We start from the raw sequence: 22111 nt of genomic DNA, 5'->3' as shown, positions 1-22111 counted from the left end.
TGTAGCGTGATGGCTCGCGGTTGCCCAGTTGCAACCGGTTATCCAGACATCTGACCACACGGAGCTTTGATTATGGCACTCGCTGCTGTGCAACCGGCAAAACTGCAACACACCGTTATCGATCCCAGCGTGCGTATGCGCGAAACCCAGATTGGCGCGCAATGTGAAGTGCTGGCCGAAACCTATATCGAATACAGCGAACTCGGCGATTTCTCCTATCTCGGTGAGCACTGCTGTGTCGCCGATGCGCAGATTGGACGCTTTACCGCCATTGCCAATCATGTGCGGATTGGCGCGCCCAATCATCCGATGGATCGCGCTTCGCAGCACCGTTTCACCTACTGCCCGGAATACTACGATGGGCAGGCGGAGCGCGATAATGGCTTCTTTGCCGAGCGCCGCGCCGATCGCGTGATTATTGGTAATGACGTGTGGATTGGGCATGGCGTGATCGTGCTGCCGGGCGTCACGGTGGGGGATGGCGCGGTGCTTGCGGCGGGTGCGGTGGTGACGAAAGATGTACCGCCTTACACCATTGTCGGTGGCGTGCCAGCCAAAGTGATCCGTGCGCGTTTCGCTGCGAATATTGCCGCGCAACTGCAGGCAATTGCCTGGTGGAACTGGCCGCTGGAGAAATTGATGACGAATCTGGCGGATTTCCAATCATCCGATCTCCGCGCCTTCTGCCAGCGGCACGGCAGCTAAGCGCGTTGTAAGCACCCCTTGTTGACGCAGCTATCGCAAGCAGTCTCAAAACACCCTGTTTTTGCGATTGCTTGCGATGTGGATTAGACCGGCGGATGCACTACCATTGCCGACAGCACCGCTTCCTGTTGCAGTCCGACATGCAGCAAAATCTGCTGGCGATAATGCTCATCGGCGTCACGCGCATCGTCGCTGAGCAACACGCCCACTTCATTGACGTTCTTGCCAGCCACCTGCACCTTGTCACGCGCGGCACTGCGCATCCATTCGTACTCGATATCAATGTGGCCGGTATCAATACAGCGAATGCCATGCTGGCTGAGATCGTAAGCCAGCACCGTTGCGGTGGGGCCGAGCGACATCAGCACCATATCGTAATCGCGTGCGTGCGCCAGGACGGCGCTGTAGAGATCGTTGTAGACCGAGAAGGCATTGCGATTGAGCGTGGTGATGCGCTTAATCTCCCGCGCGCCATCAAGCAGATCGTTACCGATGCCGAGACGCGTGCCGCTGCCTTCGACAATTAATATCTTTTTGTCGCTGAACAGTTGCCGGAATTTATTAAAAACGCGAGCAGCCTGCTGCTTATCCTTATAGTCATGATAGGGACGCGTAACAGAGGTATTACCGTAGCGATAATCTTTCTTTAATAACGCTTCATAATGGCGGAAATAGAACGCTTTATGAAAAAACCAGAATAGGGCCGAACCAAAACGCATATTTGAGGTGCCGCGAAAGGCATCCGGCATACATAATAAGCAGGGATTCTTCGGCTGGCTTCCGCGACGTAATATCTCTTTAAGGCGAATAGAGAGACGTTCATCGAAAGATTGAAAACCGATATTCTTGAACAAGGTCATTTCCAGTTCGCCATCGCCATAGCGGCTTACGGAGAGCTTGTCGTTGTTGAGCAGCAGGTCAATGGTTTGCTCAGGCGACATCACCGGATATTGCCGGGCACGCGCATTGGCAACGGGAAATTTAAAAGCAGCGTGTGTGAGTTTAAAAGGAAAACGTAATTTACGATAAAAGAAATCTGCGCTAATCATCATAACCTTCTTTTTATGGCGGACTTGCCGCAGAGCAGTTATGTGATTTATATCACGCTCAATCGAGAATAACAGGCTGAGGAAACTCTCAAAAATATATTTAGGTATAATCGCTAATCAATTTAAAAATTCTCAAATAAAGACTGCGGAAATGAAAGTGTAATAAAAATGCGCTTATCCGCGCTGCTGCGAAAATCGTTGCCAGGAATAATCGCAGCGGTACTTTTATGATCTATTAAGTTATTTCAATTAATGTCTAACTGTGAAAGCGATTTTCCGGCTTTACTAAGCCTAAACGATCGCGCAGCGTGCCCGGCTGATAGTCGCTGCGGAAGACGCCTGTGTTCTTCTAACGTAGAAGTCACAAAAACGCGCAGCATGGCCAAATTCCGTTATCAAAAAATGCGAATTTTCCTCACTAATGATTAATTCTCTCAACGAAAATGAAACGTGATTTCAGTCACACATTGAACGAGGCGCTAGCTGGCAGCCATTAGCCAAACTACATTCATTAGCGGAGCTAACGACACACCTCGCAACGGGTTTTTACTAAACGGTAACGTACGTTAAAGTTCTGTTGATTTTATGTGGGGTTATTTTTGAGGTTTTTCGATGAAAATGGTTGAGGGATTAGCATGGTTAACAAACTAACCAGTATCGTGCTCGCGATTCTGGCGATTGCCTTGCTGTACATGGGCGGCAAGCTGTTAATGCTGGGCGGCAGCGCCTTCTATGCGCTGATGGCGGTGGGCTTACTCATTACCGCAATTTTACTGTTCCGCAACCAGCGCAGTGCGCTGGCGCTGTATGCGGTGCTGATGTGGATTACGCTCGCCTGGATTATCTGGGAAGTGGGCTTTGATAAATGGCAGTGGATCCCACGCGGTGACCTGTTCGGTGTGATCGGCCTGTGGCTGGCGATGCCGTGGGTGGTGAAACCGCTGTATCGCGGCGAACGCCGTTTCCACGGCTTCCTCGGCGGCACCGTGATTATCATGATTGTGGTGGTGATTGGTCTGTGCTTCTACGATCCGATTCCGCAGCAAGGCACCATCAGCAATGCCCGCGAACAGAACAGCGAGCAGGGCGCCGCTAACGACTGGACCGCGTACGGTGGTTCGTCTGACGGCCTGCGTTTCTCATCGCTGAATCAGATCAGCAAAGAGAACGTCAAAAACCTCGAAGTTGCCTGGACATATCACACTGGCGATCTGCGTCAGGATGCGGATGCCAGCGAATACACCTTCGAAGCCACGCCGCTGAAAGCCAACGGCATGCTGTACTTCTGTACGCCGCATAATGAAGTGCACGCGCTTGATCCGGAAACCGGCGCGGTGAAGTGGAAATTCACGCCGAACAAAGATCGCTCTTACCTGCAGCAGCATCAGACCTGTCGCGGCGTAAGCTACTACCAAGAAACCCCGATTGCCGCGCAGGATAGCGCAGCGAATCCGGCTATCTGCCGTAAGCGTATCTTTAACGCCACCACCGATGCGCAGCTGATTGCGCTGGATGCCGATACCGGTAAACCGTGTGCTGATTTCGGTCAGAACGGTGTGGTTGACCTGCACGCCAACATGGGTGAAGTGCGTCCCCATGCGCTGATGCAAACCGCAGCACCGCTGGTCGCGGGCAAGCTGGTGATCGTTGGCGGTTCCGTGATGGATAACGGCTTCAACAGCGGCAACCCGTCAGGCGTGATTCGTGCGTACGACGTGCAAAGCGGTCGTCTGGTGTGGAACTTTGATCCGGCCAACCCGCAAAACACCGCACCCATCGCTGCCGGTCAAAACTACCCGCAGGACACGCCAGTAGCGTGGGGCACGCTGAGTGCTGACCTGAAAAACGGTTTAGTCTATGTGCCGTTTGGTAACGCTTCACCGGATGAAGTGGGCATTGAGCGCGATCCGAACAGCAACACCGAGAAGTTCCGCGATGCGCTGGTGGCGCTGGATTTGCAAACAGGTGCGTTCAAATGGCGCTATCAGAGTTCCAACCACGATCTGTGGGACCGCGATAATCCGTCACAGCCTTCGCTGGTGGACATCGATTATCAGGGCCAGAAGCAGCCTGTGGTGATCCTGCCGACCAAAACCGGCAACCTGTTTGTGCTGAACCGTCTTACTGGCCAGCCGGTGTATCCGGTAAACCAGGTGAAGGTCTCCACTGAAGGTGGCGTCGCGGGTGAGAAATTTGCCGCGACCCAGCCGGTTTCAAGCCTGAACTTCATCCCGCAGCCGTTGACTGAGAAGGCAATGTGGGGCATCACGCCGTTTGACCAGATGTCATGCCGCATGGATTTCCGTAGCCTGCGCTATGATGGCAATCCGTGGACGCCAGCGACCGAAAGTGGTTCGCTGATCTTCCCGGGCAACATTGGTGTGTTCAACTGGGGTTCTGTTGCCGTCGATCCGCAGCGTCAAATGCTGATTGCCGCGCCAGTGCGTCTGGCCTACAAGTACAACCTGATCAAACGTAGCGAGCAGACCGCCACCGAGCGCCTGTTCACCAAAGATGGCACGCCATACTGGAACGAAAACTTCCACGGTGATTATGCGATTCATATCCAGCAGTTGGCCTCTGGCCTCGGCATTCCGTGCGTTGCGCCACCTTGGGGCCGCATGGTGGGCGTGGATCTGAAGACCGGTAAAACCGAATGGCTGCGTCGCGTGGGTGTGACCAAAAACCTGAAGACCAGCTTCCTGCCTGGCCGCTTCCCAATCGGTTTCCCGATGGGCATGGTGGCGCACGGTGGTCCATTGCTGACCGCAGGTGATTTGGTGTTCCACGGCGCAACTGCAGATAACTTCTTCCGCGCCTACGACAGCACCACCGGCGAACTGCTGTGGCAAACCGAGCTGAGTGCCGGTGCACAAGCCACGCCGTCGACCTTTATGGGCAAAGACGGTAAGCAGTACGTGGTGATTGCTGCAGGCGGTCACGGTTCACTCGGCACCCAGGCGGGTGATAGCGTGGTGGCATTCCGTTTGAAGTAATCGCAGTTAAATTGAACAAGGCGCCCAATGTGGCGCCTTTTTTGTTTTCATCGGGTTATATTGAGCCTCTGTGCGAGACGCCACTGATAAGGAATTGTATGACCATCGCCTGCCTGCATACCGCCGCCAGCAATATCGCTATTTTCGATGAGGCCGCACAATCATTGGGCATGAGCCACGGCTCACTGAGTCATATTGTGATGCCACATTTGCTGGCGGAAGCCGAGCTGACCGGTGGCATGACTCCGCCGCAGCAGCACAAGCTGGAACAGTTGTTACACAGCCTGACGCCGTGGTTCGACGCGGTTCTGATTACCTGCTCGACGCTGGGGCCGGTTGCTGATGGTTTTCATGCTGAAGGGCATGATTGTCCGGTGTATCGCACCGATCGCATGCTGGCTGATGAAGTGCACCGTTTGCCGGGAAAATCGCTGGTGTTGTGTGCGGCAGAATCCACGCTGGCGGCAACGCGCGCGCTGTTTTGCCCAGCGACGCTGCCAGTCGAACAGCATCCTGACGTGCAGCTGATTCCTGGCGCCTGGGCGGCGTTTAAAGCGGGCCAGCAGGAGGCTTATCTGCAGATGATTGCGCAAGCGGTGGCCGACGGGAAACGGCAGGGCGCGAATCACGTGGCGCTGGCCCAGGTTTCTATGGCGGCAGCGGCAAAGCTTTTTAGCGCCGATAGTCAGCCATTAACCAGCCCGCAACTTGCGTTGAAGGTGGTACGTAATATTTCGTAGGGTGCGCATTCATGCGCACCTGGATGGAGGTCGCAATGAATGACGACCCTACGACGCGCATGCAAGGTCGCGCATAGGTTAACGTTTATCTTCATGTAAATAATAATCATTTGCATTAATGCTTATTACTCATTATCTTTAGCAACACTTTGTAACCTATCGCGATTTAACCACTATGAATCCTCAATCAAAGAGGACGCTTTTCTGCTGCCGCTTTTCAGGATCGCTCTTTTCATTTTCCTGACATACGCCCACATCTGCGATTTGGTAGACTTAAATCTGAGAATGAACGTTCACTACAGGATTATTCATGAAGAATTTTCAGCGCACGGCCATCGCCGGGCTGGTGTTATTGCTCGCCGCCTGTGACCAGAACAGCGCCCCGCCAGCGGGCGAGATGACCACCGAAGTCGGCGTGAAAACGCTGCATACCGAGCCGGTGACGCTCGATAGCCAGCTCACCGGACGTGTGGTGGGCAGCATGGTGTCGGAAGTGCGTCCGCAGGTGGACGGCATCATCCAGAAGCGCCTGTTTACCGAAGGCGATGAAGTCAAAGCCGGTCAGGTGCTGTATCAAATCGATGCGGCTAGCTATCAGGCCAGTTACGATCAGGCCGTTGCGCAGTTGAAAAATGCGCAGGCGTTAGTCAAAAGCAGCCAGTTAAAATCTGCGCGTTACAGCGCGCTGGTGAAAGAGAATGGCGTGTCGCGTCAGGATGCCGACGATGCGCTGGCAACCTATCAACAGAACGTAGCGTCGGTCGATCAATATCGTGCCGCCGTCGAAAGCGCCCGCATCAACCTCAACTACACGCAAATCAAAGCGCCGATTTCTGGCCGCATCGGCATCTCGTCGGTAACGCCGGGCGCGCTGGTGACGTCCGCGCAAACCACCGCGCTGGCTACCATTCGCGCGCTTGATCCCATCTATGTCGATCTCACCCAATCCAGCGTGCAATTGCTGAAACTAAAGCGTCAGCAGGCTTCTCTCCAGCAGAGCAGCGATGTGGTGCCGGTGACGGTAAAACTGGAAGACGGCAGCAACTATGATCATCCTGGCAAGCTGGAGCTGACCGAAGTGGCAGTTGATGAAGCCACCGGAACCGTTACGCTGCGCGCGATTTTCCCCAATCCGCAGCATGAGTTGTTGCCGGGCATGTATGTGCGTGCCAACGTCACCAACGGGGTTAAAAACGATGCGATTCTGGCCCCGCAGCAGGGCATCACGCGCGATGCCAAAGGCAACGCCACGGCGCTGGTGGTGGATAAAGAGAACAAAGTGCAGAGCCGGGAAGTGGTGACCGATCGGGTTATCGGCAACACCTGGCTGGTGACCAGCGGTTTGAACAGCGGCGACAAGCTGATTGTTGAAGGCACCGCCAAAGTACAGGCCGGTATGACGGTGAAAGCGGTTGAAGTGACGCCGAACAGCGCCAGCAGCGGAGGCCAATAATTATGTTGGCTCAGTTCTTTATCCGCCGCCCGGTATTCGCCTGGGTGATCGCCATCTGCATCATGATGTTCGGCGTGCTCAGCATTAAAAGTCTGCCGATTGCGCAGTATCCCGACGTCGCGCCGCCGCAGATCAGTATTCAGGCCACTTACACCGGCGCGTCGGCGGAAACGCTGGAAAGCAGCGTCACGCAGGTGATCGAGCAGCAGCTCACCGGCCTCGACGGCTTGCTCTATTTCGATTCCACCAGCACCGCCTCAACCGGCCAGGTGAAAATCAACGTCACCTTCCAGCAGGGCACCGATCCGGACATTGCACAGGTGCAGGTGCAGAACAAAGTGCAGCAGGCCGAAAGCCGCTTGCCGACGTCCGTCACCACGCAAGGCGTGACGGTAGAGAAGGCGCAGAGCGACTTCCTGCTGATTCTGGCGCTGTACGATAAAACCAACAAAAGCACCTCAGCCGATGTGGCGGACTATATGGTCAGCAACATGGAAGACTCGCTGGCGCGCGTGCCGGGCGTCGGCAGCGTGCAGGTGTTTGGTGCCGAATACGCCATGCGCATCTGGCTCGATCCCGCCAAACTCGCCTCCTATTCGCTGATGCCATCCGATGTCACAAGCGCGCTGGAGAGCCAGAATACCCAGGTTTCATCGGGTCAGTTAGGCGCGCAACCGGCCAGCAAAGAGCAGCAACTGGTGGCGACCGTGCGCTCGCGTTCGCGCCTGCAAACTCCGGAACAGTTCCGCAATATCGTGCTGAAAAGCCAAAGCGATGGCTCGGTGGTGCATTTGAGCGATGTGGCACGCGTAGAAATGGGTGATGAGGATTACAGCGCTAACGTGCTGGCGAACGGTCTTCCGGCTTCAGGGATCGCGGTGCAGCTGGCGTCCGGCGCCAATGCGCTGTCAACCGCCGAACAGGTGAAAGCCACTATCGACGAGTTCCGCAGCAGCATGCCGCCGGGCTATGAAGTGGCGTATCCGCTCGACAGCACCGACTTCGTGAAAATCTCGATTGAAGAGGTGGTGAAAACCCTGATCGAGGCGGTGATTCTGGTGGTGATCGTGATGTTCGTGTTTCTGCAGAACATCCGCACCACGCTGATTCCGGCGATTGCCGTGCCGGTGGTGCTGCTGGGAACCTTTGGCGTGCTGTCACTGTTCGGGTACTCGATCAACACCTTAACTATGTTCGGCATGGTGCTCGCCATCGGGCTGTTAGTGGATGACGCAATCGTAGTGGTGGAGAACGTCGAGCGTGTGATGCGCGAAGAGGGTTTGCCGCCGCGTCAGGCCACCGAGAAATCGATGAAAGAGATCACCGGCGCGTTGATTGGTATCGCGCTGGTGCTGTCGGCGGTGTTCCTGCCGATGACCTTCTTCAGCGGCTCGACCGGCGTTATCTATCGTCAGTTCTCCATCACCATTGTGTCATCGATGGTGCTGTCGGTGATCGTGGCGCTCACGCTGACGCCAGCGCTGTGCGCCACGCTGCTCAAACCGCATAACGAAGAAGGCGGCAAAAAGGGCTTTTTCGGCTGGTTTAATCGCAGCTACGCGCGCGTGCAGGCACGTTATCACAACGGCGTGGGTCACGTGCTGCACAGTTCGGTGCGCTATCTGCTGCTCTATGCGGTGCTGCTGATTGGTTGCGCGGTGCTGTACATGCGTTTGCCGACCGGCTTCCTGCCGACTGAGGATCAGGGCTATATCATGGTGCAATACCAGCTGGCACCGGGCGCGACGGAAAACCGCACCAGCGCGGTTCGTCGTCAGGTGCAGGAATACTTCGCCACCAAAGAAAAAGACAACGTCAACGTCAGCATGCTGGTGAATGGCTTCAGTTTTGCCGGCAGCGGCCAGAACGCCGGAATTGGCTTTATCTCGCTGAAGAACTGGAGCGAGCGTAAAGGTGCTGAAAACAGTGCCGATGCGATTGCCGCGCGTGCCATGGCGAGCCTGGCCAGCATTCGTGATGCGCAGATCTTCGTGCTGTCGCCGCCGTCGGTGTCCGGTTTAGGGCAGTCAGACGGATTCACCTTCGAACTGCAGGCGCGCGGCACCACCGGGCGCGACCAGCTACTGAAGATGCGTAATCAGCTGATTGCTGAAGCTAATCAGGATCCGCTGCTCAGCGCGGTGCGTGCCAACACTTTGCCGGATTTACCGCAGCTGCAGGTCAATATCGACGATGAAAAAGCGCAGTCGCTGGGCCTCACCATCAGCGATATCAATGATACGCTTAGTGCGGCGATTGGCGGCAGCTACATCAACGACTTCACCGATCGTGGCCGAGTGAAAAAGGTCTACATGCAGGGCGATCAGCAGTTCCGCAGCAAGCCGGAAGATATCGATCACTGGTACGTGCGCGGCAGCGATAGCAACAGCAATACCACCATGGTGCCGTTTGCGTCGTTTGCCTCGTCAGAATGGGCGTACGGCCCGGATGTGCTGTCACGTTATAACGGCCTCGCGTCCTATGAAATCGAAGGTTCGGCGGCGGCAGGCAAGAGTTCCGGGGACGCGATCGGCGCGATGGAAAAACTGGCGGCGAAGCTGCCGGCGGGCACCACCTTTGCGTGGAGCGGTTTGTCCTATCAGGAAAAACTCTCCGGCAACCAGGCGATGTCGCTGTATGGCATCTCGCTGATTGTGGTGTTTCTGTGCCTGGCGGCGTTGTATGAAAGTTGGTCGGTGCCGTTCTCGGTGATGATGGTGGTGCCGCTCGGCGTGATCGGTTCGTTGCTGGCGATCAGCCTGCGCGGACTGGAAAACGACGTCTATTTCCAGGTGGCGCTGTTAACCATCATTGGTTTGTCGGCGAAGAACGCGATTCTGATCGTAGAGTTCGCCGAAGACAATTACCGCAAAGGGGAAAACCTGATGAAGGCGGCGACGCACGCGGCATCGATGCGTCTGCGTCCGATCATCATGACCTCGCTGGCGTTTACCGCTGGCGTGCTGCCGCTGGCGATTTCCACCGGCGCAGGCGCCAACAGCCGTATTGCAATTGGTACCGGCATTATAGGCGGCACGCTGACCGCTACCTTGTTGGCGATCTTCTTTGTTCCGCTGTTCTTTGTTCTGGTGCGTCGCGTCTTCCCGGCGATTCCGCATGACGATAATCATCAATCTGTGGCGAAAGCGGGGAAATAACATGTCGGCAAAACTCTTAATGGTGTTAATTCCCGCGCTGCTGTCGGGTTGTGTCTCGCTCGATCCGCACTATGACCGCCCGCAAGGCGCGGTCAGCAACCAGATGCCGAGCGGTGATGCCTATCGTTCACTGCAAGGCACTCAGGCCAGCAACTACCGCGACCTGAGCTGGCAGGATTATGTGCTCGACGCCAAACTGCGTCAGGTGGTGACGATGGCGCTGGATAGCAGTCGCGACTTGCGTGAAGCGGTAGCCAGCGTGAAGTCGGCGCATGCGCAGTATGGCGAAGAGCGCGCCAATCTGTTCCCGACCGTCAGCGCAGGCGTGAGCGGTACGCGTTCACGCGCGTTAACCGGCGAAGGCAATCAAACCGCCATCAGCAACAGCTATTCGGCAGAAGGCAGCGTCAGTGCGTTTGAACTCGATCTGTTCGGCAAAAACCAGAGCCTGACGCGCGAACAGTATGAAACCTACCTCGGCACGCTGCAGGGCGCTCGCAGTACGCGCTTGACGGTGTTGTACAACACGGTGGATTACTGGCTGCAACTCGCTGCCGATCGCAGCAATCTGGCGATTGCCAAAGAGACCGCCGAGAGCGCACGTCAATCGTGGCAGGTGACGCGTAAGCAGATGGAAAACGGCATCGCTTCGATGGTGGATGTCTCGTCTGCGGAAACTACCTACCAATCTGCGCAGGCCGATGTTGCCAGTTACACCACGCTGGTGGCGCAGGATAAAAATGCGCTGGATTTGGTGGTGGGCCGCAGCGTGCCGGATAATCTGCTGCCTGACAGCATTGAGTCGATCGGTAACGCACTGCGTGAGGTGCCGGCGGGTGTCTCATCGGATGCGTTGCTGAATCGCCCTGATGTGTTGCAAGCCGAGCACAATCTCAAGTCTGCCAACGCCAGTATTGGCGCGGCGCGTGCCAACTTCTTCCCGAGCATTACGCTGACGGGCAGCGGCGGCGTCGGCAGTGCCGATCTCTCGACGCTGTTTAAAAACGGGGCGGGCATTTGGTCGTTTGCGCCGAGCATTTCGCTGCCGATTTTTCAGGGCGGCTACAATGTTTCTTACCTGAAATACACCAAAGCACAGAAAGAATATTACGTGGCGGCGTATGAGAAAGCGGTGCAAACCGCCTTCCAGGAAGTGGCGGATGCGCTGGCGCGTCGCGGCACCATCAACGATCAGCTCAGCAGTCAGCGGAGTAATGTGGCGGCATCGCAAACCTATTACCATCTGGCGGATCTGCGCTATCGCAACGGCGTTGATACCTATCTCAATGCCTTGACGGCGCAGCGCACGCTGTACAGCGCCCGCACCAGTCTGGTGAGTACGCAGCAAGCTTATTACCTGAATTTAATCACTTTCTATAAAGTGATGGGCGGCGGCACGGCGTTGAAAGAATCTGAAATAATGAGCACGCAATAATTGCGTAATGCTCGTCAGTTAATCGTCTTTCGGTCGCCATAAATGGCGACCCTACAAAGGATTGGCGCGTTTTTCGTAGGGTGCGCATTTATGCGCACCAACCGCAAATATTGGCAACATTGTCATGGTTTCTCACCGGATACGCATCGCGTATGATGACGCGATTAAAACGATAATTTTCTTCGGAGCCAATGTGAGTCACTCTGAACATGACGAATTCTTTTTGCAGCGTCAGCAGCAGATTATTAATGCGGCAAAAGTCTGTTTCAGTCGCTCCGGATTTCATGGCGCCAGCATGGCGGATATTAGCCGTGAATCTGCGTTAGGGGCAGGGCAAATATATCGTTACTTCAGCAGTAAAGAGCTTATTGTCACGGAAACAATCAAAAGCATCGCGCACAACTGGCGCCTGTTTTTAGTACAGCATTTACCCGCGCAACAATCGACGCAGGATATTATCAACGCGGATTCGCCATTCTGGCAGCATTGGCCAAGTCAGGACCGGAAATTATTACTGGAAATGTATTCTGAGGCGTCGCGTAATGAATCGGTGCGTACCGTTCTGGCCCAGCAAGAGCAATTATTACTCGCCGAATTAGAGGTGCGTTTTGCCGCACAAACACCTGAAACCAACGCAACGCAACGTGCCAACCGCATTCAATTTTTATTGCTGCTGGTGGATGGCGTCGCCTGTCGCGCCTTTGGCGATAATGACCTGGATCACCATGAAATGCAGCGCGTGAACGGCATTCTCAGCCAGCATCTATTCGGTTGAGATTAGGCAGCACTGTGCGGGTAGACGTCATTGACTACCGCATTGAAAAACGGCATAAAGCCTGGTGCGATATCGCGCTGCTTCATGCAGCGGCGAATAATGATGCCGTCAATAATCAGCGACATCACATATAAGCGGGTGTGAATAGCATTGGCGTCTTGTCCAGGATGCAGCGCCTGCTCCTGCGCAATAAAGTTATTTTTAAGTTGATGCCAGGCATCGAACATAATTTGCTGGATGCGATTATTCCGCGTGGCTTCAGATGACACTTCCATCAGCAAAATAATACTGTTTTCCACTGCCGCCGGCACAATATCTTCCGCTTCATGATAATGTCCCTGCATATGCGCGATACGTTCAAAGTCGGCATTCAGTAAGGTGATCATCCGCTGCACCACACTGGTGACTAATGCCTCAATGATCGCCTCTTTGTTTTTATAATATTTATAAATTAAACCGATGCTGACATCGGCCTGAGTAGCAATATTCTGAATCGACGTCTGGTGAAAACCTTTTTGCCGCATGCACTGCTCGGCGGCTGCCAGGATCTGTTCGCTTCGGTTCATTTTTATTACACTCGCAGAATAAAGCGGCTATTTTACGCAATTAAACTTGCGCTGGCGATGAATAAAAAAATTAACCTGCTCTTATTATTTCGGCCCTTTATCGTCGTTCAGTTTTTTTGATTTAAGCGAGCAGTTTTGCCTGCTGTTCATGATTCTCCCGATCTCTATGATGGTGGACAGAGAAAAATCATAGAGGAGTTACACCATGAACATCCTGCGTGCCCAACGCGATCAGCTGTTTGAATACGGTCCGTTTAACATTCGCCGTCAGCGTCCCGGTGAAGCGTTTGGACCGCTGGAAATTATCGATCAAATGACGCTGCAGCTGGATGCCACCATTCCGCTGCATTCGCATCAGGACAGTGAGATTTTCAGCTACGTTTGGCGCGGTTCGCTGCTGCACAGCACCGAGTTGGGAGAAACCCATTCCCTCAATGCTAAACGCGCGCTGCTGCTGAGTGCCGGCAGCGGGATACGCTTTGCCGAGTCTGCGCCTTTTATCGAAACCGAAATGCTGCAGGCCACCATTCGCCCAGCGCAAACCGGCGGTGAACCGCAGGTGAATACCTTTACCCGTGTGGACGGTGCGGCAGCAAACGCATGGACGTTACTGGCAGGGCCGCACGGCAGCGAGGCGCCGCTGGCGCTCAATCAGGCGGTCTACATTTATGACCTGAAACTGGAACGCGACCAGCAGATTAATGTGCCACAGCGTGCAGGCTATTCCAGCTGGATTATTGTGCTGGACGGCATTGTGCGTATCGATAATGAACGGTTGCACAAGGGCGATTCCGTGAGCGATACCGCGCCATTACCCGCGTTGACGGGAGAACGGGATGCAACGCTGATCGCGTTTCTGGTGCAGGAAGGCGCACTTAACCCTTCCTCGCCATAACATCGTGTTATCATCTGCGGATACAACTCAGGAGCAGGCTAATCCCATGAAAAAGAAAGAGTTCGTTACCCAGGATTTGCTGAGCAAGATCTATCAGGAGGATACTTCCGCACCCCGCAAATTGCCGCCTGAACGTCAGTTGGCCGAAGAATATGGCGTATCGCGTTTCACCATCCGGCAAGCACTGGAGAAGCTGGTCAGTATCGGAGCGGTGCGTATCGTGCAGGGATCGGGCATCTGGATTAACGAAACGGTGCGTAATAACCCGCTGGTGTATAATTCGATCACCGAAAAGCGCTTTGACCAAATGCATTACCGCTCAATCGGCCTGCGTAAAAGACGCCCCGACAGTGACGAGCAACAGATATTCGCCATTAACGACGATGCCTTTATCTGGGAGTTTTCCCGCCTGCGCTATGTCGATAATGTGGCGGTACAGATTGAAATATCGCGTATGCCAGCAACCTTATTTAGCGATCTCAATGGTGACATTATTGAGCGATCGATACAGCAATATGTGTTGTCCAAAGGCTATCAAATCTCACATTTACTCACCAGCTACCGCGCGATTAGCGTTAATCGCGAACAGGCGACGCTACTGGGTTGTAAAAAAGGGAGTCCGGCTATGCACATTATTAACCGTGGTATTTTACAAGGCGGGCAGGTGTATGAAATCAGCGACATCGTTGATATTAATTACACCTGCACCTATCTGATTCCGCATAACCCGGATAATCTGCGTTTCCGTCAGCAACAGCGCTAAATTATGGCGTGTGAATGGTGCCGTCAGGCAGGCGACTCTGCGTCCATTCATGCGGACGGTAAACCACCGGATGTTTTTCTGCTAACGCTTGATCAAAGCCGACGCCAATACCCGATGCTTGTGGTGGATAAATATAGCCATTCTTAATCTCCGGCGCGCCAGGGAAAACCGCATCGGTCAGCGTTGAGCGCGGAATAAATTCCTGAATGGCAGCATTGTGCAGATGAATATTCAGATGTGTATTGACTGCTACGCCAATCGGCGTCATATCGCCCGGTCCGTGCCATGCCAGTCGCACGCCAAATGCCTGACACAGCGCCGCCAGTTTCAACGCCGGTGTAATGCCACCAATCTGCGAGACGTGACAACGAATAAAATCGATGCGACGATTCACAATTAACTCGTGCCATTCCGCTGGATTATTAAATAATTCACCTAGCGCTAACGGCACCGCGCTTTGCTGACGCAGTTGCTCTAACCAGCCGGTTTGTGCGGGAGGAAGCACATCTTCAAGAAAATAGGGCATATACGGCTCAAGCTGTTTCACCAGTTGAATTGCCTGCTGCGGGAATAAGCGCTCATGCACGTCATGCAGAATTTCGAATCGATGTCCGTATTTCTCTCTTAACGCACGGAACATCTCTACCGTATTTGCCATGTACTCTTGCTGCGAGTAATAAGCGCCTGAGGTGCTATTTTCCGGTGCGTTGAGTTCTTTGGGCGTTCCGCCGTAAAAACCCAGCTGACAGCGGATATGGCGATAGCCTTTCTTTAAGGCGTTATCGACCGAGGTATAAAGTTCGTCCAGTGTTTCACCGCTGGCATGGGTGTAAGCCGCAATCGCATCGCGTGCCTTGCCGCCCCACAGTTGATAAAGAGGCATATCAGCTAACTGCGCCTTAATATCCCACAACGCCATATCCACGCCCGAAATGGCATTGTTAGTCACCGGCCCGTTACGCCAATAGGCATTAACGTTCATCATCTGCCACAGGTCTTCAATATTGTTGGCATCGCGTCCAGTTAATAGCGGCACCAGATACTCATCCACCATGGTTTTTACCGCTAAAGGACGCTGTTGAAAGGTGGCGCAGCCGTGACCGGTAATCCCTTTATTGGTGGTGACACGTACGGTAATAAGATTATGACGATCGGGGCGGGTAATAAAACACGCAATATTTTCAATAATGGTTGGGGTCACGAGAAATACTCCTGTGGTGCAGTGACTGCACGCAATATCAAGGCATGTTGCTAAGCTATTATTGCCGTATCATTACCGGGTTTTTATTAAGACGCAAACCCTTTTTTGGGCAATAAATATTGGTCAGTAAATCAGAGCGTTTATCGTCATAAAAACAGACCAATTTGTCATTTTAGAGATTAATAGGACTGATACAGCGGGTTTTGTGATCGCAGTCATGATTTATTGGTTTGTTTTGTTCGGTGTCATTTATTACCATCCAGTGCAGATTTCATCAGGCTGTTTTTCTTCCCTCAGGAGCACGTATGGGAACGCAGGAAGTAATAAAAAATATAATCCACTTAGTGGGTGGGAAGAATAATATCAATAAAGTCTGGCATTGCATGACGCGTTTGCGCTTTGACCTTATTGATGACAATAAAGTTAACCAGAGCGAAATTAAAACCTTGCCCGGTGTGCTGGGCGCGCAAATGCAGAGCGAACAATTCCAGATTATTATTGGGCCCAAAGTTAATAGCTGGTATGAGCAAATCGTTCCGGTATTAAATAACGATGGCGTCCAGCCGGCGCAAAACGAGAAAACGCGTAAAAGCTTGGTATCGCTGTTTATGGATACCGTCTCGGGGGTATTTGGACCGATTGTTCCCGCCATTGCTGGCGCAGGGATGATCAAAGGTTTGCTGGCTGGATTAGTGGCGTTAAAGCTGGTCTCGGCCAAAAGCGATACGGTAATGGTGATTGATTTAATTGCCAGCGGCGTGTTCTATTTCCTGCCGTTCTTTTTAGCGGTCTCCGCCGCCAAAATATTTAAAACCAACGAGTATTTAGCCGCTGCCGTGGCGGCTTGTTTAATGTATCCCTCTTTAATTGATGCGGCAAAAGCGCTGGCGGCGCATCAGGAGGGCGCAGTGAGCGCGTTTTGGCTGATGGGCGTGCTGCCGGTTTCGGTATTTAATTATGCTTCCAGCGTTATTCCGGTCATCTTCTCTATCCTGGCGCTCAGCTATATCCATCGCTGGGTGGATCGCATTATGCCGGAAGTATTAAAAACTGTATTTACGCCTACCTTAACGCTGTTCCTTGCGGCTTTGACCGCGCTGGTGGTGATTGGTCCGATGGGGATTTGGCTTGGCAAAGGTCTGGCGCTGTTTATTGAGGGCTTATTCAGCATTTCGGCAAGCTTTGCTGGCTTAATTGTCGGTGCGATTCGCCCGGTGGCGGTGCTGACCGGCATGCATCACGCGATGACACCAATTGCGCTACAGAACTTTAGCGATCGCGGTTATGACATGTTGATGCCGATGATGTTTATGGCAAATATGTCGATTGCCGGAGCGACGTTCGCTATCTGGAAATTAAGTAAAAATCGTCAGGACAAAGTGGTGACACTTTCAGCCGCGATTTCAGCGTTATTAGGCATCACTGAACCGGCGCTGTTTGGCGTATTAACGCGCTACAAAAAAGCCTTTATCGCGGCAACGGTTTCCAGTGCACTGGCTTCAGCCTTTATCGGTTTCTTTGGCGTGCGTTTATACGGCTACATTCTTTCCAGTATATTCAGTTTGCCGGCCTATATTGGCCCGTACTTTATCTGGGCCGTTTCCGGCGTCGCCATTGCGCTGGTTTTGTCGTTTAGTCTGACGTTGATATTGGTGGGCAAGGAACCTGATTTAATTATTCAGGCAGAGAATAAGTAATGTAGGGTCGCCATTTATGGCGACCGTTTTATACCTAACTCACACTCGCCACCAGCCAGCTTTCCAGCTGGCTCAATTCATTAAGCTGATTCGGAAATTCCGTTTTCAACAGTGTTAATTGCGCCAACATGGTTTCAGGACGATATACCGCGCCCTGCAGACGTAACGCCAGCGTTTCTAATGGCGAAGGGTTCAGGCTGTCGGTGAAAATCTGGCAGCGAGAAATTACGCCGCGCTCCACATCAAAGTGAATCTCTACGCCGCCCCAGACAAAGCGCTCATTCAACTGATGCGAGAAATCCGGCGCATTACCAAAATTCCATTCCCAGCTGCTTAGCCGCGCAAATTGCTCTTCGAAGCCGGGCAAATCAGGCAGTGCAGCGGGGGAGATATGTTCTGGTTCGCACTCTTCCTGATAGTAAGCAAAATAGGCGGCAATCACCTCACGGCAGATTGCGTCAAAGCTGATGCCCGGTACCAAATCGGCAATGTTGGCTACACGTGAACGCACCGAGGTAATGCCTTTCGCCTGTAATTTTTTAATGTCTGGATTGAGGTAATCGGCGAGACGCGAAAGGTCGGCATCCATCAAAAATGTGCCGTGATGAAAACCGCGATCGGGCGTTTCACGATAGGCAGATCCGGAAATCTTGCGCACTTCGCCATCCACGTTCACCACGATATCGTTGCGACCTGAGGCCTCAGCTGGAATGCCAAGCTGTTCCAGCGCGCGCAGGATAATCGCCGTGGAGACCGACTTATCGTATTCCGGTTTGCCGGCCATAAAGGTGAAGCAGCAGTTTCCCAAATCGTGAAACACCGCGCCGCCGCCGCTGCTGCGTCGTGCCAGCTTGATACCGTCTTCCGCCATCCGCCGCGTATTGCACTCTTTCCACGGATTCTGTGCGCGGCCGATCACCACGGTAATACAAAACATTTCAAACATGATAATGATAATCATCAGCATGTTTGATGTTCATAGCTTTTGTGAGAAAGGCATAGGATGACCATTAACTTAAATTTACTTTTTGGCCTCCAATAAGTGATTTTGTGGGGCTTTATTGTGTGTGGTGATGCGTTTGCATGGCTTCGCGTTAGGGTGGCACAAACTGCGGCTGGTGAAGGATTTGCGTTAAAGTAATGATTGACATTACGGAAGGCGATGAAGATTAAGGTCTTTACTTGCTATTTTTTTGGCTTTCCTGTAATATGCCCTTAGCAAAAAGAATTACCAAGCCTTTTAAAAACCATTATCGACAGTCACATAGGAGAAATGACCATGAGATGACTATTAATTAAACCAAGGAGACATCGCATGTCTAATCGTAAAAACGCACCTTTAAAGACTATCAATAAAATCAAATCGTTAATCAGTGATTTAACTCAGTTTAACGTTAAAGTAAGCACTCTAAAATCAAGCAGCAACCCTTTCATTCAGTTCTTTGAACATGATGACTTTGTACATACGCTATATATGAAAGACGAAACCCTTTGCTACAAGGGGTTAAATTTAAATTCCGGCAAGGTTGTAGAAGCCGAGCTTGACTTACAAAATGAAGTGAACTTTTTGATGTACGCAAGTTTGGTGATGAAATTACCAGTATCGTTCTCTGGTATCTCACAGACTCTATCTCTTATTGCTGAATATGGACTACAGGTTCAAGCTGTAAGGTAATTTCCATGTAACCCCTCATCAGTACTCACATAGTTAATACCCAGATAGGAAATAAGCCAGGGTATTCACTATGAAGTATATTCTACTAGAATTGCTAATCCGTAACGGCGATGATGCAACACAAGCTCTGTGCTTGTGGCGGTCATATTTTCACTTATTCAAATTAAGAAGAGGATTCTCCATTAAATACTAAATATAGTAAAGGGAGAATATATGTTCACAATAGTATTAATATCATCAATCATAACAATAACATTAAAAGTAGTCAGTGCTGTCATTCTTCACTACTGGCACTAATGCACATAACAGTACCTGAAAGATTATTGCAAGTTTTTGGAACAAAAAAATATATTGCGGTATAATCTATGTATCAAGCCCGTCACCGGCTCAGCGTGACAAATCTATAACCTCCATGAAAAATTACTCCATGTCATGTGGAGTGTTTTTTCGCCTGGCGAAAATACGGAAATGTATAGCTAATGAAGAATAAGCAAATAAATGTGCGACTAACTGAAGAACAGATAGCTATTCTTCAATCGTTGGTAGCAAATGGCACGGTGAAAACACAAAGTGCCGCACTTGTTTACCTAATCAACCAGTACGGGATCTTAGGTAAAAAGTAAAAGCGTTTGGTGGTAGCAAAACACCGGGAAGGTAACAGGAAGTTGCCTAATGTATATGGAAATACAATATGGAATGGAAACAAATCAATGAAAAGTACTCAATAAACAGTAACGGTCAAATCTGGTCACATAAGACCGGGAAGTACCTTAAACTACATACTAACCCTAATGGTTATGTTGTGTATAAGAATCGCTATGTTCATCAAATCATGATGGATCTATTCGATATATCCAAACCTGATGACGGGCAAGATTACACTGTTGACCATATCAATCGTATCAGTACTGATAATCGCCTTTGTAACCTACGCTGGTTAACTCGAAAGGAACAACAGGCGAATCGTAAAGAAGCCAAACAGCGTTTACCAGAGCTTGAATTGTGTGAATGGATGGATCTCATGATCACGTTTCTCACTGGCGACTACTCGCATTATCAAATCACTGAGTACATGAACATCAAGTACAATCGTGACTCGGATCGTGTTGTGTACCTTCGCATCATCAATGGGCAATGCTACAGAAATTGGTATGAGGGGTATCTGACCTATCAACAACACGAACGAATCAAACAGCTAAACGCGGATAGGAAGACCTATTAATAAGAAAGCCCCGGTAAATGTCACGATACCGGGGCTTTAGAACTAAGGAAATTTAAGATGAAAACTATCAACAATAATCATCAACAGTATTTATCGGGGAACAATCATGGCGGGTAAAGAGGTCGTAACCAGTAATGACGAGCTACGCAGTATCATCGCTACGTTTACCAGCTACAGGCACGATCTAACTAACGAGGCGAAGGGGATAATTCGTAATGCGATTGATGATGCTATGCCAGGAAGCAGGAACACATACAGTGGGGAAAAAATCTTTTTCTTGCTGTGTCGCATTCCAGAGTTCAGCCGTGCATCGGTGAAGTACTGGTGTGATAACTGGTGCGGTACACATCCGGGTGAACCTATCATGGGTGATGAAAGTGTACGCAAGTACAAGAAGGTTTGTGTAGCTGTTGCCGATGCACTACTTGAAGCGGATAAACAGGGGGTGAAGCTAATCAGGCATAAAGAAGAAGGAAAAACCTATATGTTGGACTTTCAGCAACACCAGTTAATTGAACTAGCGAAGGATGGAACCGCGATAGAGGACATGATTCAGTACCTTCAATCGCTGTTGCCCGACAATCATTCTGGTAACTAATGCGTTACCAGAATGCCCCTTCCTGTTACCAGAATGATTTTTACCATGCTCAATTTTTGGTTGAAATATGTACTAAAAAGGGCGTTTTAGGGTGTTTTTTACTCGTTTTTAGTGCTTTTTATGACCCAAAAATCATTCTGGTAACATATTATAATGAAAGCAAATGATTCGCTACGCTCACTATGATCATTCGTCGTTCCTCCTCATGATCATACAAATCGGTTTACTTGTGTTTCTCGCAGTCGATGACTTCTCGAAATCACAAGCCGCATTGGTTCGCTTTGCGAATTGAAAATACAAAAGACTCATAGTGATTTGGCAAGTACTGCGTGAGTAACTACGCGTCACTTCGTTCCTTGTCGGGCTATCGGGCTGTCTAAGCCCTTACTATCTGAAAGTACTGGATCTGAATTGTCCTTTGAATGTAAAAATGAAGTACTTTCAAAGGGAGATGGAAATGAACAGAAAACAATTTATTGAGTCCGAAGGTGGAACGTGTAGCAATTGGACTTGGAGTTGGTCATTTGTAAATCACGAAAAGAAGATGGTTGTATTTGGTGCATGGGATGCAGAAAGGGAGCAAGAGAGATCAGTCATCTTGAAAGAGGACTGGGAAACCAAGGAAGTGAACGGAATAGAAAAAAAGAATCTGGGCTACGTGCAAGCTATTAAACACCTCAATTTGATCGCCGAAGGCTATGATCTCTTCACCTTTGAAATGAAGCAGGGACGAACCGCCGAAGATCCTGATGTCGCAGTTATTAAAGGATTCACACCTAAACTTGAGAAACGTTATCTAAGGAAGGAAGGCTCAACTTGGTATGCGGACTATCAGCCCAATCAATTCCCCGATGAAATCCCCGCACCAGAAAACTATGTCGAAGGTGCCAAGAAGCAAGTTACTGTGAACTCATACGAGCGTGACCCAAAGGCAAGAAAAGCCTGTATTGACCATCACGGAACAGCATGTAAGTGTTGTGGGTTCGACTTTGAGAAAGTCTATGGCAAGCATGGTAAGGGTTTCATCCATGTACATCATATTAAACCACTGCATACCGTTGGCGAAGGTTACAAAGTAGACCCAATAAATGAAATGGTTCCCCTGTGTCCTAATTGTCACGCAATGGTGCATAGAGGGAGTGAAGTACTGTCGATTGAGTGTCTTAAAAAAATGTTCTAACGA

The 22111-nt window shown here is 51.2% G+C and carries 17 protein-coding genes and 1 pseudogene; 14 read left to right on the top strand and 4 right to left on the bottom strand.

Translation table 11 applies throughout. The features are described from left to right. Positions 1–72 precede the first annotated feature (72 nt). Positions 73–705, top strand: a complete 633-nt coding sequence (locus tag PanJK_RS01080; protein ID WP_265296825.1) for a DapH/DapD/GlmU-related protein — start codon at positions 73–75, stop codon at positions 703–705. Positions 706–788: 83 nt separating this feature from the next. Here the strand turns inward: PanJK_RS01080 and PanJK_RS01075 are convergent, their stop codons facing one another. After that, positions 789–1754, bottom strand: a complete 966-nt coding sequence (locus PanJK_RS01075; RefSeq protein ID WP_265297385.1) for a GT-D fold domain-containing glycosyltransferase — start codon at positions 1752–1754, stop codon at positions 789–791. Positions 1755–2389: 635 nt separating this feature from the next. On the opposite strand from PanJK_RS01075, the gene PanJK_RS01070 reads away from it, so the two are divergent. From PanJK_RS01070 to PanJK_RS01045, 6 genes are all read left to right on the top strand, one after another. Continuing rightward, on the top strand, positions 2390–4750 hold the full coding sequence (locus PanJK_RS01070) for a membrane-bound PQQ-dependent dehydrogenase, glucose/quinate/shikimate family (protein WP_265296824.1): 2361 nt from the start codon (positions 2390–2392) through the stop codon (positions 4748–4750). A 98-nt stretch (positions 4751–4848) separates the two neighbouring features. Further along, on the top strand, positions 4849–5490 hold the full coding sequence (locus PanJK_RS01065; RefSeq protein WP_265296823.1) for a glutamate racemase: 642 nt from the start codon (positions 4849–4851) through the stop codon (positions 5488–5490). 310 nt (positions 5491–5800) lie between these two features. Beyond that, the gene (locus tag PanJK_RS01060) at positions 5801–6943 is read left to right on the top strand and encodes an efflux RND transporter periplasmic adaptor subunit (RefSeq protein ID WP_265296822.1); all 1143 of its coding nucleotides are present in this window, start codon (positions 5801–5803) and stop codon (positions 6941–6943) included. Between the two features lie 2 nt (positions 6944–6945). After that, on the top strand, positions 6946–10101 hold the full coding sequence (locus tag PanJK_RS01055) for an efflux RND transporter permease subunit (protein WP_265296821.1): 3156 nt from the start codon (positions 6946–6948) through the stop codon (positions 10099–10101). A 1-nt stretch (position 10102) separates the two neighbouring features. Further along, complete coding sequence (locus PanJK_RS01050) at positions 10103–11536, top strand: efflux transporter outer membrane subunit (protein ID WP_265296820.1); 1434 nt, start codon at positions 10103–10105, stop codon at positions 11534–11536. A 124-nt stretch (positions 11537–11660) separates the two neighbouring features. Next, positions 11661–12311 carry a TetR/AcrR family transcriptional regulator gene (locus tag PanJK_RS01045; protein ID WP_265296819.1) on the top strand — a complete coding sequence of 217 codons (651 nt, stop codon included), beginning with the start codon at positions 11661–11663 and terminating at the stop codon, positions 12309–12311. A 2-nt stretch (positions 12312–12313) separates the two neighbouring features. On the opposite strand, the gene PanJK_RS01040 is transcribed toward PanJK_RS01045, so the two are convergent. Further along, a complete protein-coding gene (locus tag PanJK_RS01040; RefSeq protein ID WP_256696416.1) occupies positions 12314–12877 on the bottom strand; it encodes a TetR/AcrR family transcriptional regulator in 564 nt (187 codons plus the stop codon). Positions 12878–13082: 205 nt separating this feature from the next. Here PanJK_RS01040 and PanJK_RS01035 point away from each other — a divergent pair, with 205 nt between their 5' ends. Together PanJK_RS01035 and PanJK_RS01030 are read left to right on the top strand one after the other, a co-directional pair. Next, complete coding sequence (locus PanJK_RS01035; protein WP_265296818.1) at positions 13083–13772, top strand: pirin family protein; 690 nt, start codon at positions 13083–13085, stop codon at positions 13770–13772. 46 nt (positions 13773–13818) lie between these two features. Further along, a complete protein-coding gene (locus tag PanJK_RS01030) occupies positions 13819–14535 on the top strand; it encodes a GntR family transcriptional regulator (RefSeq protein WP_265296817.1) in 717 nt (238 codons plus the stop codon). Position 14536: 1 nt separating this feature from the next. Here PanJK_RS01030 and PanJK_RS01025 read toward each other — a convergent pair whose 3' ends face one another. Continuing rightward, positions 14537–15736: an enolase C-terminal domain-like protein gene (locus tag PanJK_RS01025; RefSeq protein ID WP_265296816.1), complete on the bottom strand. Its 1200-nt coding sequence runs from the start codon at positions 15734–15736 to the stop codon at positions 14537–14539. Positions 15737–16041: 305 nt separating this feature from the next. Between PanJK_RS01025 and PanJK_RS01020 the strand changes: the two genes are divergently transcribed. Further along, positions 16042–17433 (top strand): PTS transporter subunit EIIC, encoded by a 1392-nt coding sequence (locus tag PanJK_RS01020; protein WP_265296814.1) that lies wholly within the window; start codon positions 16042–16044, stop codon positions 17431–17433. Between the two features lie 34 nt (positions 17434–17467). On the opposite strand, the pseudogene PanJK_RS01015 reads toward PanJK_RS01020, so the two are convergent. Beyond that, positions 17468–18358: pseudogene (locus tag PanJK_RS01015) on the bottom strand (lipoate--protein ligase); the annotation flags it as partial. 390 nt (positions 18359–18748) lie between these two features. On the opposite strand from PanJK_RS01015, the gene PanJK_RS01010 reads away from it, so the two are divergent. From PanJK_RS01010 to PanJK_RS00995, 4 genes are all read left to right on the top strand, one after another. Continuing rightward, on the top strand, positions 18749–19108 hold the full coding sequence (locus tag PanJK_RS01010) for a hypothetical protein (protein ID WP_265296813.1): 360 nt from the start codon (positions 18749–18751) through the stop codon (positions 19106–19108). Between the two features lie 691 nt (positions 19109–19799). After that, positions 19800–20330 carry an HNH endonuclease gene (locus PanJK_RS01005; RefSeq protein WP_265296812.1) on the top strand — a complete coding sequence of 177 codons (531 nt, stop codon included), beginning with the start codon at positions 19800–19802 and terminating at the stop codon, positions 20328–20330. A gap of 106 nt (positions 20331–20436) precedes the next feature. Beyond that, entirely contained in the window at positions 20437–20928 is a 492-nt protein-coding gene (locus tag PanJK_RS01000; protein WP_265296810.1) for a hypothetical protein, read from the top strand. A 457-nt stretch (positions 20929–21385) separates the two neighbouring features. Next, complete coding sequence (locus PanJK_RS00995) at positions 21386–22108, top strand: HNH endonuclease (protein ID WP_265296809.1); 723 nt, start codon at positions 21386–21388, stop codon at positions 22106–22108. Positions 22109–22111: the final 3 nt, after the last annotated feature.

The organism is Pantoea sp. JK, from assembly GCF_026130245.1.
Lineage (GTDB): Bacteria > Pseudomonadota > Gammaproteobacteria > Enterobacterales > Enterobacteriaceae > Pantoea > Pantoea trifolii.
Note: the sequence above shows the minus strand (reverse complement) of the source record. Positions and strands in the feature narration are given on the sequence as shown.

What these genes read in the sequence shown, in the direction of transcription:
- PanJK_RS01000 (WP_265296810.1), top strand. Translation starts at nt 20,437, where the DNA reads ATGGCGGGTAAAGAGGTCGTAACCAGTAATGACGAGCTACGCAGTATC.
- PanJK_RS01035 (WP_265296818.1), top strand. Translation starts at nt 13,083, where the DNA reads ATGAACATCCTGCGTGCCCAACGCGATCAGCTGTTTGAATACGGTCCG.
- PanJK_RS01005 (WP_265296812.1), top strand. Translation starts at nt 19,800, where the DNA reads ATGGAATGGAAACAAATCAATGAAAAGTACTCAATAAACAGTAACGGT.
- PanJK_RS00995 (WP_265296809.1), top strand. Translation starts at nt 21,386, where the DNA reads ATGAACAGAAAACAATTTATTGAGTCCGAAGGTGGAACGTGTAGCAAT.
- PanJK_RS01045 (WP_265296819.1), top strand. Translation starts at nt 11,661, where the DNA reads ATGGTTTCTCACCGGATACGCATCGCGTATGATGACGCGATTAAAACG.
- PanJK_RS01030 (WP_265296817.1), top strand. Translation starts at nt 13,819, where the DNA reads ATGAAAAAGAAAGAGTTCGTTACCCAGGATTTGCTGAGCAAGATCTAT.
- PanJK_RS01075 (WP_265297385.1), bottom strand. Translation starts at nt 1,754, where the DNA reads ATGATTAGCGCAGATTTCTTTTATCGTAAATTACGTTTTCCTTTTAAA.
- PanJK_RS01060 (WP_265296822.1), top strand. Translation starts at nt 5,801, where the DNA reads ATGAAGAATTTTCAGCGCACGGCCATCGCCGGGCTGGTGTTATTGCTC.
- PanJK_RS01010 (WP_265296813.1), top strand. Translation starts at nt 18,749, where the DNA reads ATGTCTAATCGTAAAAACGCACCTTTAAAGACTATCAATAAAATCAAA.
- PanJK_RS01055 (WP_265296821.1), top strand. Translation starts at nt 6,946, where the DNA reads ATGTTGGCTCAGTTCTTTATCCGCCGCCCGGTATTCGCCTGGGTGATC.
- PanJK_RS01080 (WP_265296825.1), top strand. Translation starts at nt 73, where the DNA reads ATGGCACTCGCTGCTGTGCAACCGGCAAAACTGCAACACACCGTTATC.
- PanJK_RS01065 (WP_265296823.1), top strand. Translation starts at nt 4,849, where the DNA reads ATGACCATCGCCTGCCTGCATACCGCCGCCAGCAATATCGCTATTTTC.
- PanJK_RS01070 (WP_265296824.1), top strand. Translation starts at nt 2,390, where the DNA reads ATGGTTAACAAACTAACCAGTATCGTGCTCGCGATTCTGGCGATTGCC.
- PanJK_RS01020 (WP_265296814.1), top strand. Translation starts at nt 16,042, where the DNA reads ATGGGAACGCAGGAAGTAATAAAAAATATAATCCACTTAGTGGGTGGG.
- PanJK_RS01050 (WP_265296820.1), top strand. Translation starts at nt 10,103, where the DNA reads ATGTCGGCAAAACTCTTAATGGTGTTAATTCCCGCGCTGCTGTCGGGT.
- PanJK_RS01040 (WP_256696416.1), bottom strand. Translation starts at nt 12,877, where the DNA reads ATGAACCGAAGCGAACAGATCCTGGCAGCCGCCGAGCAGTGCATGCGG.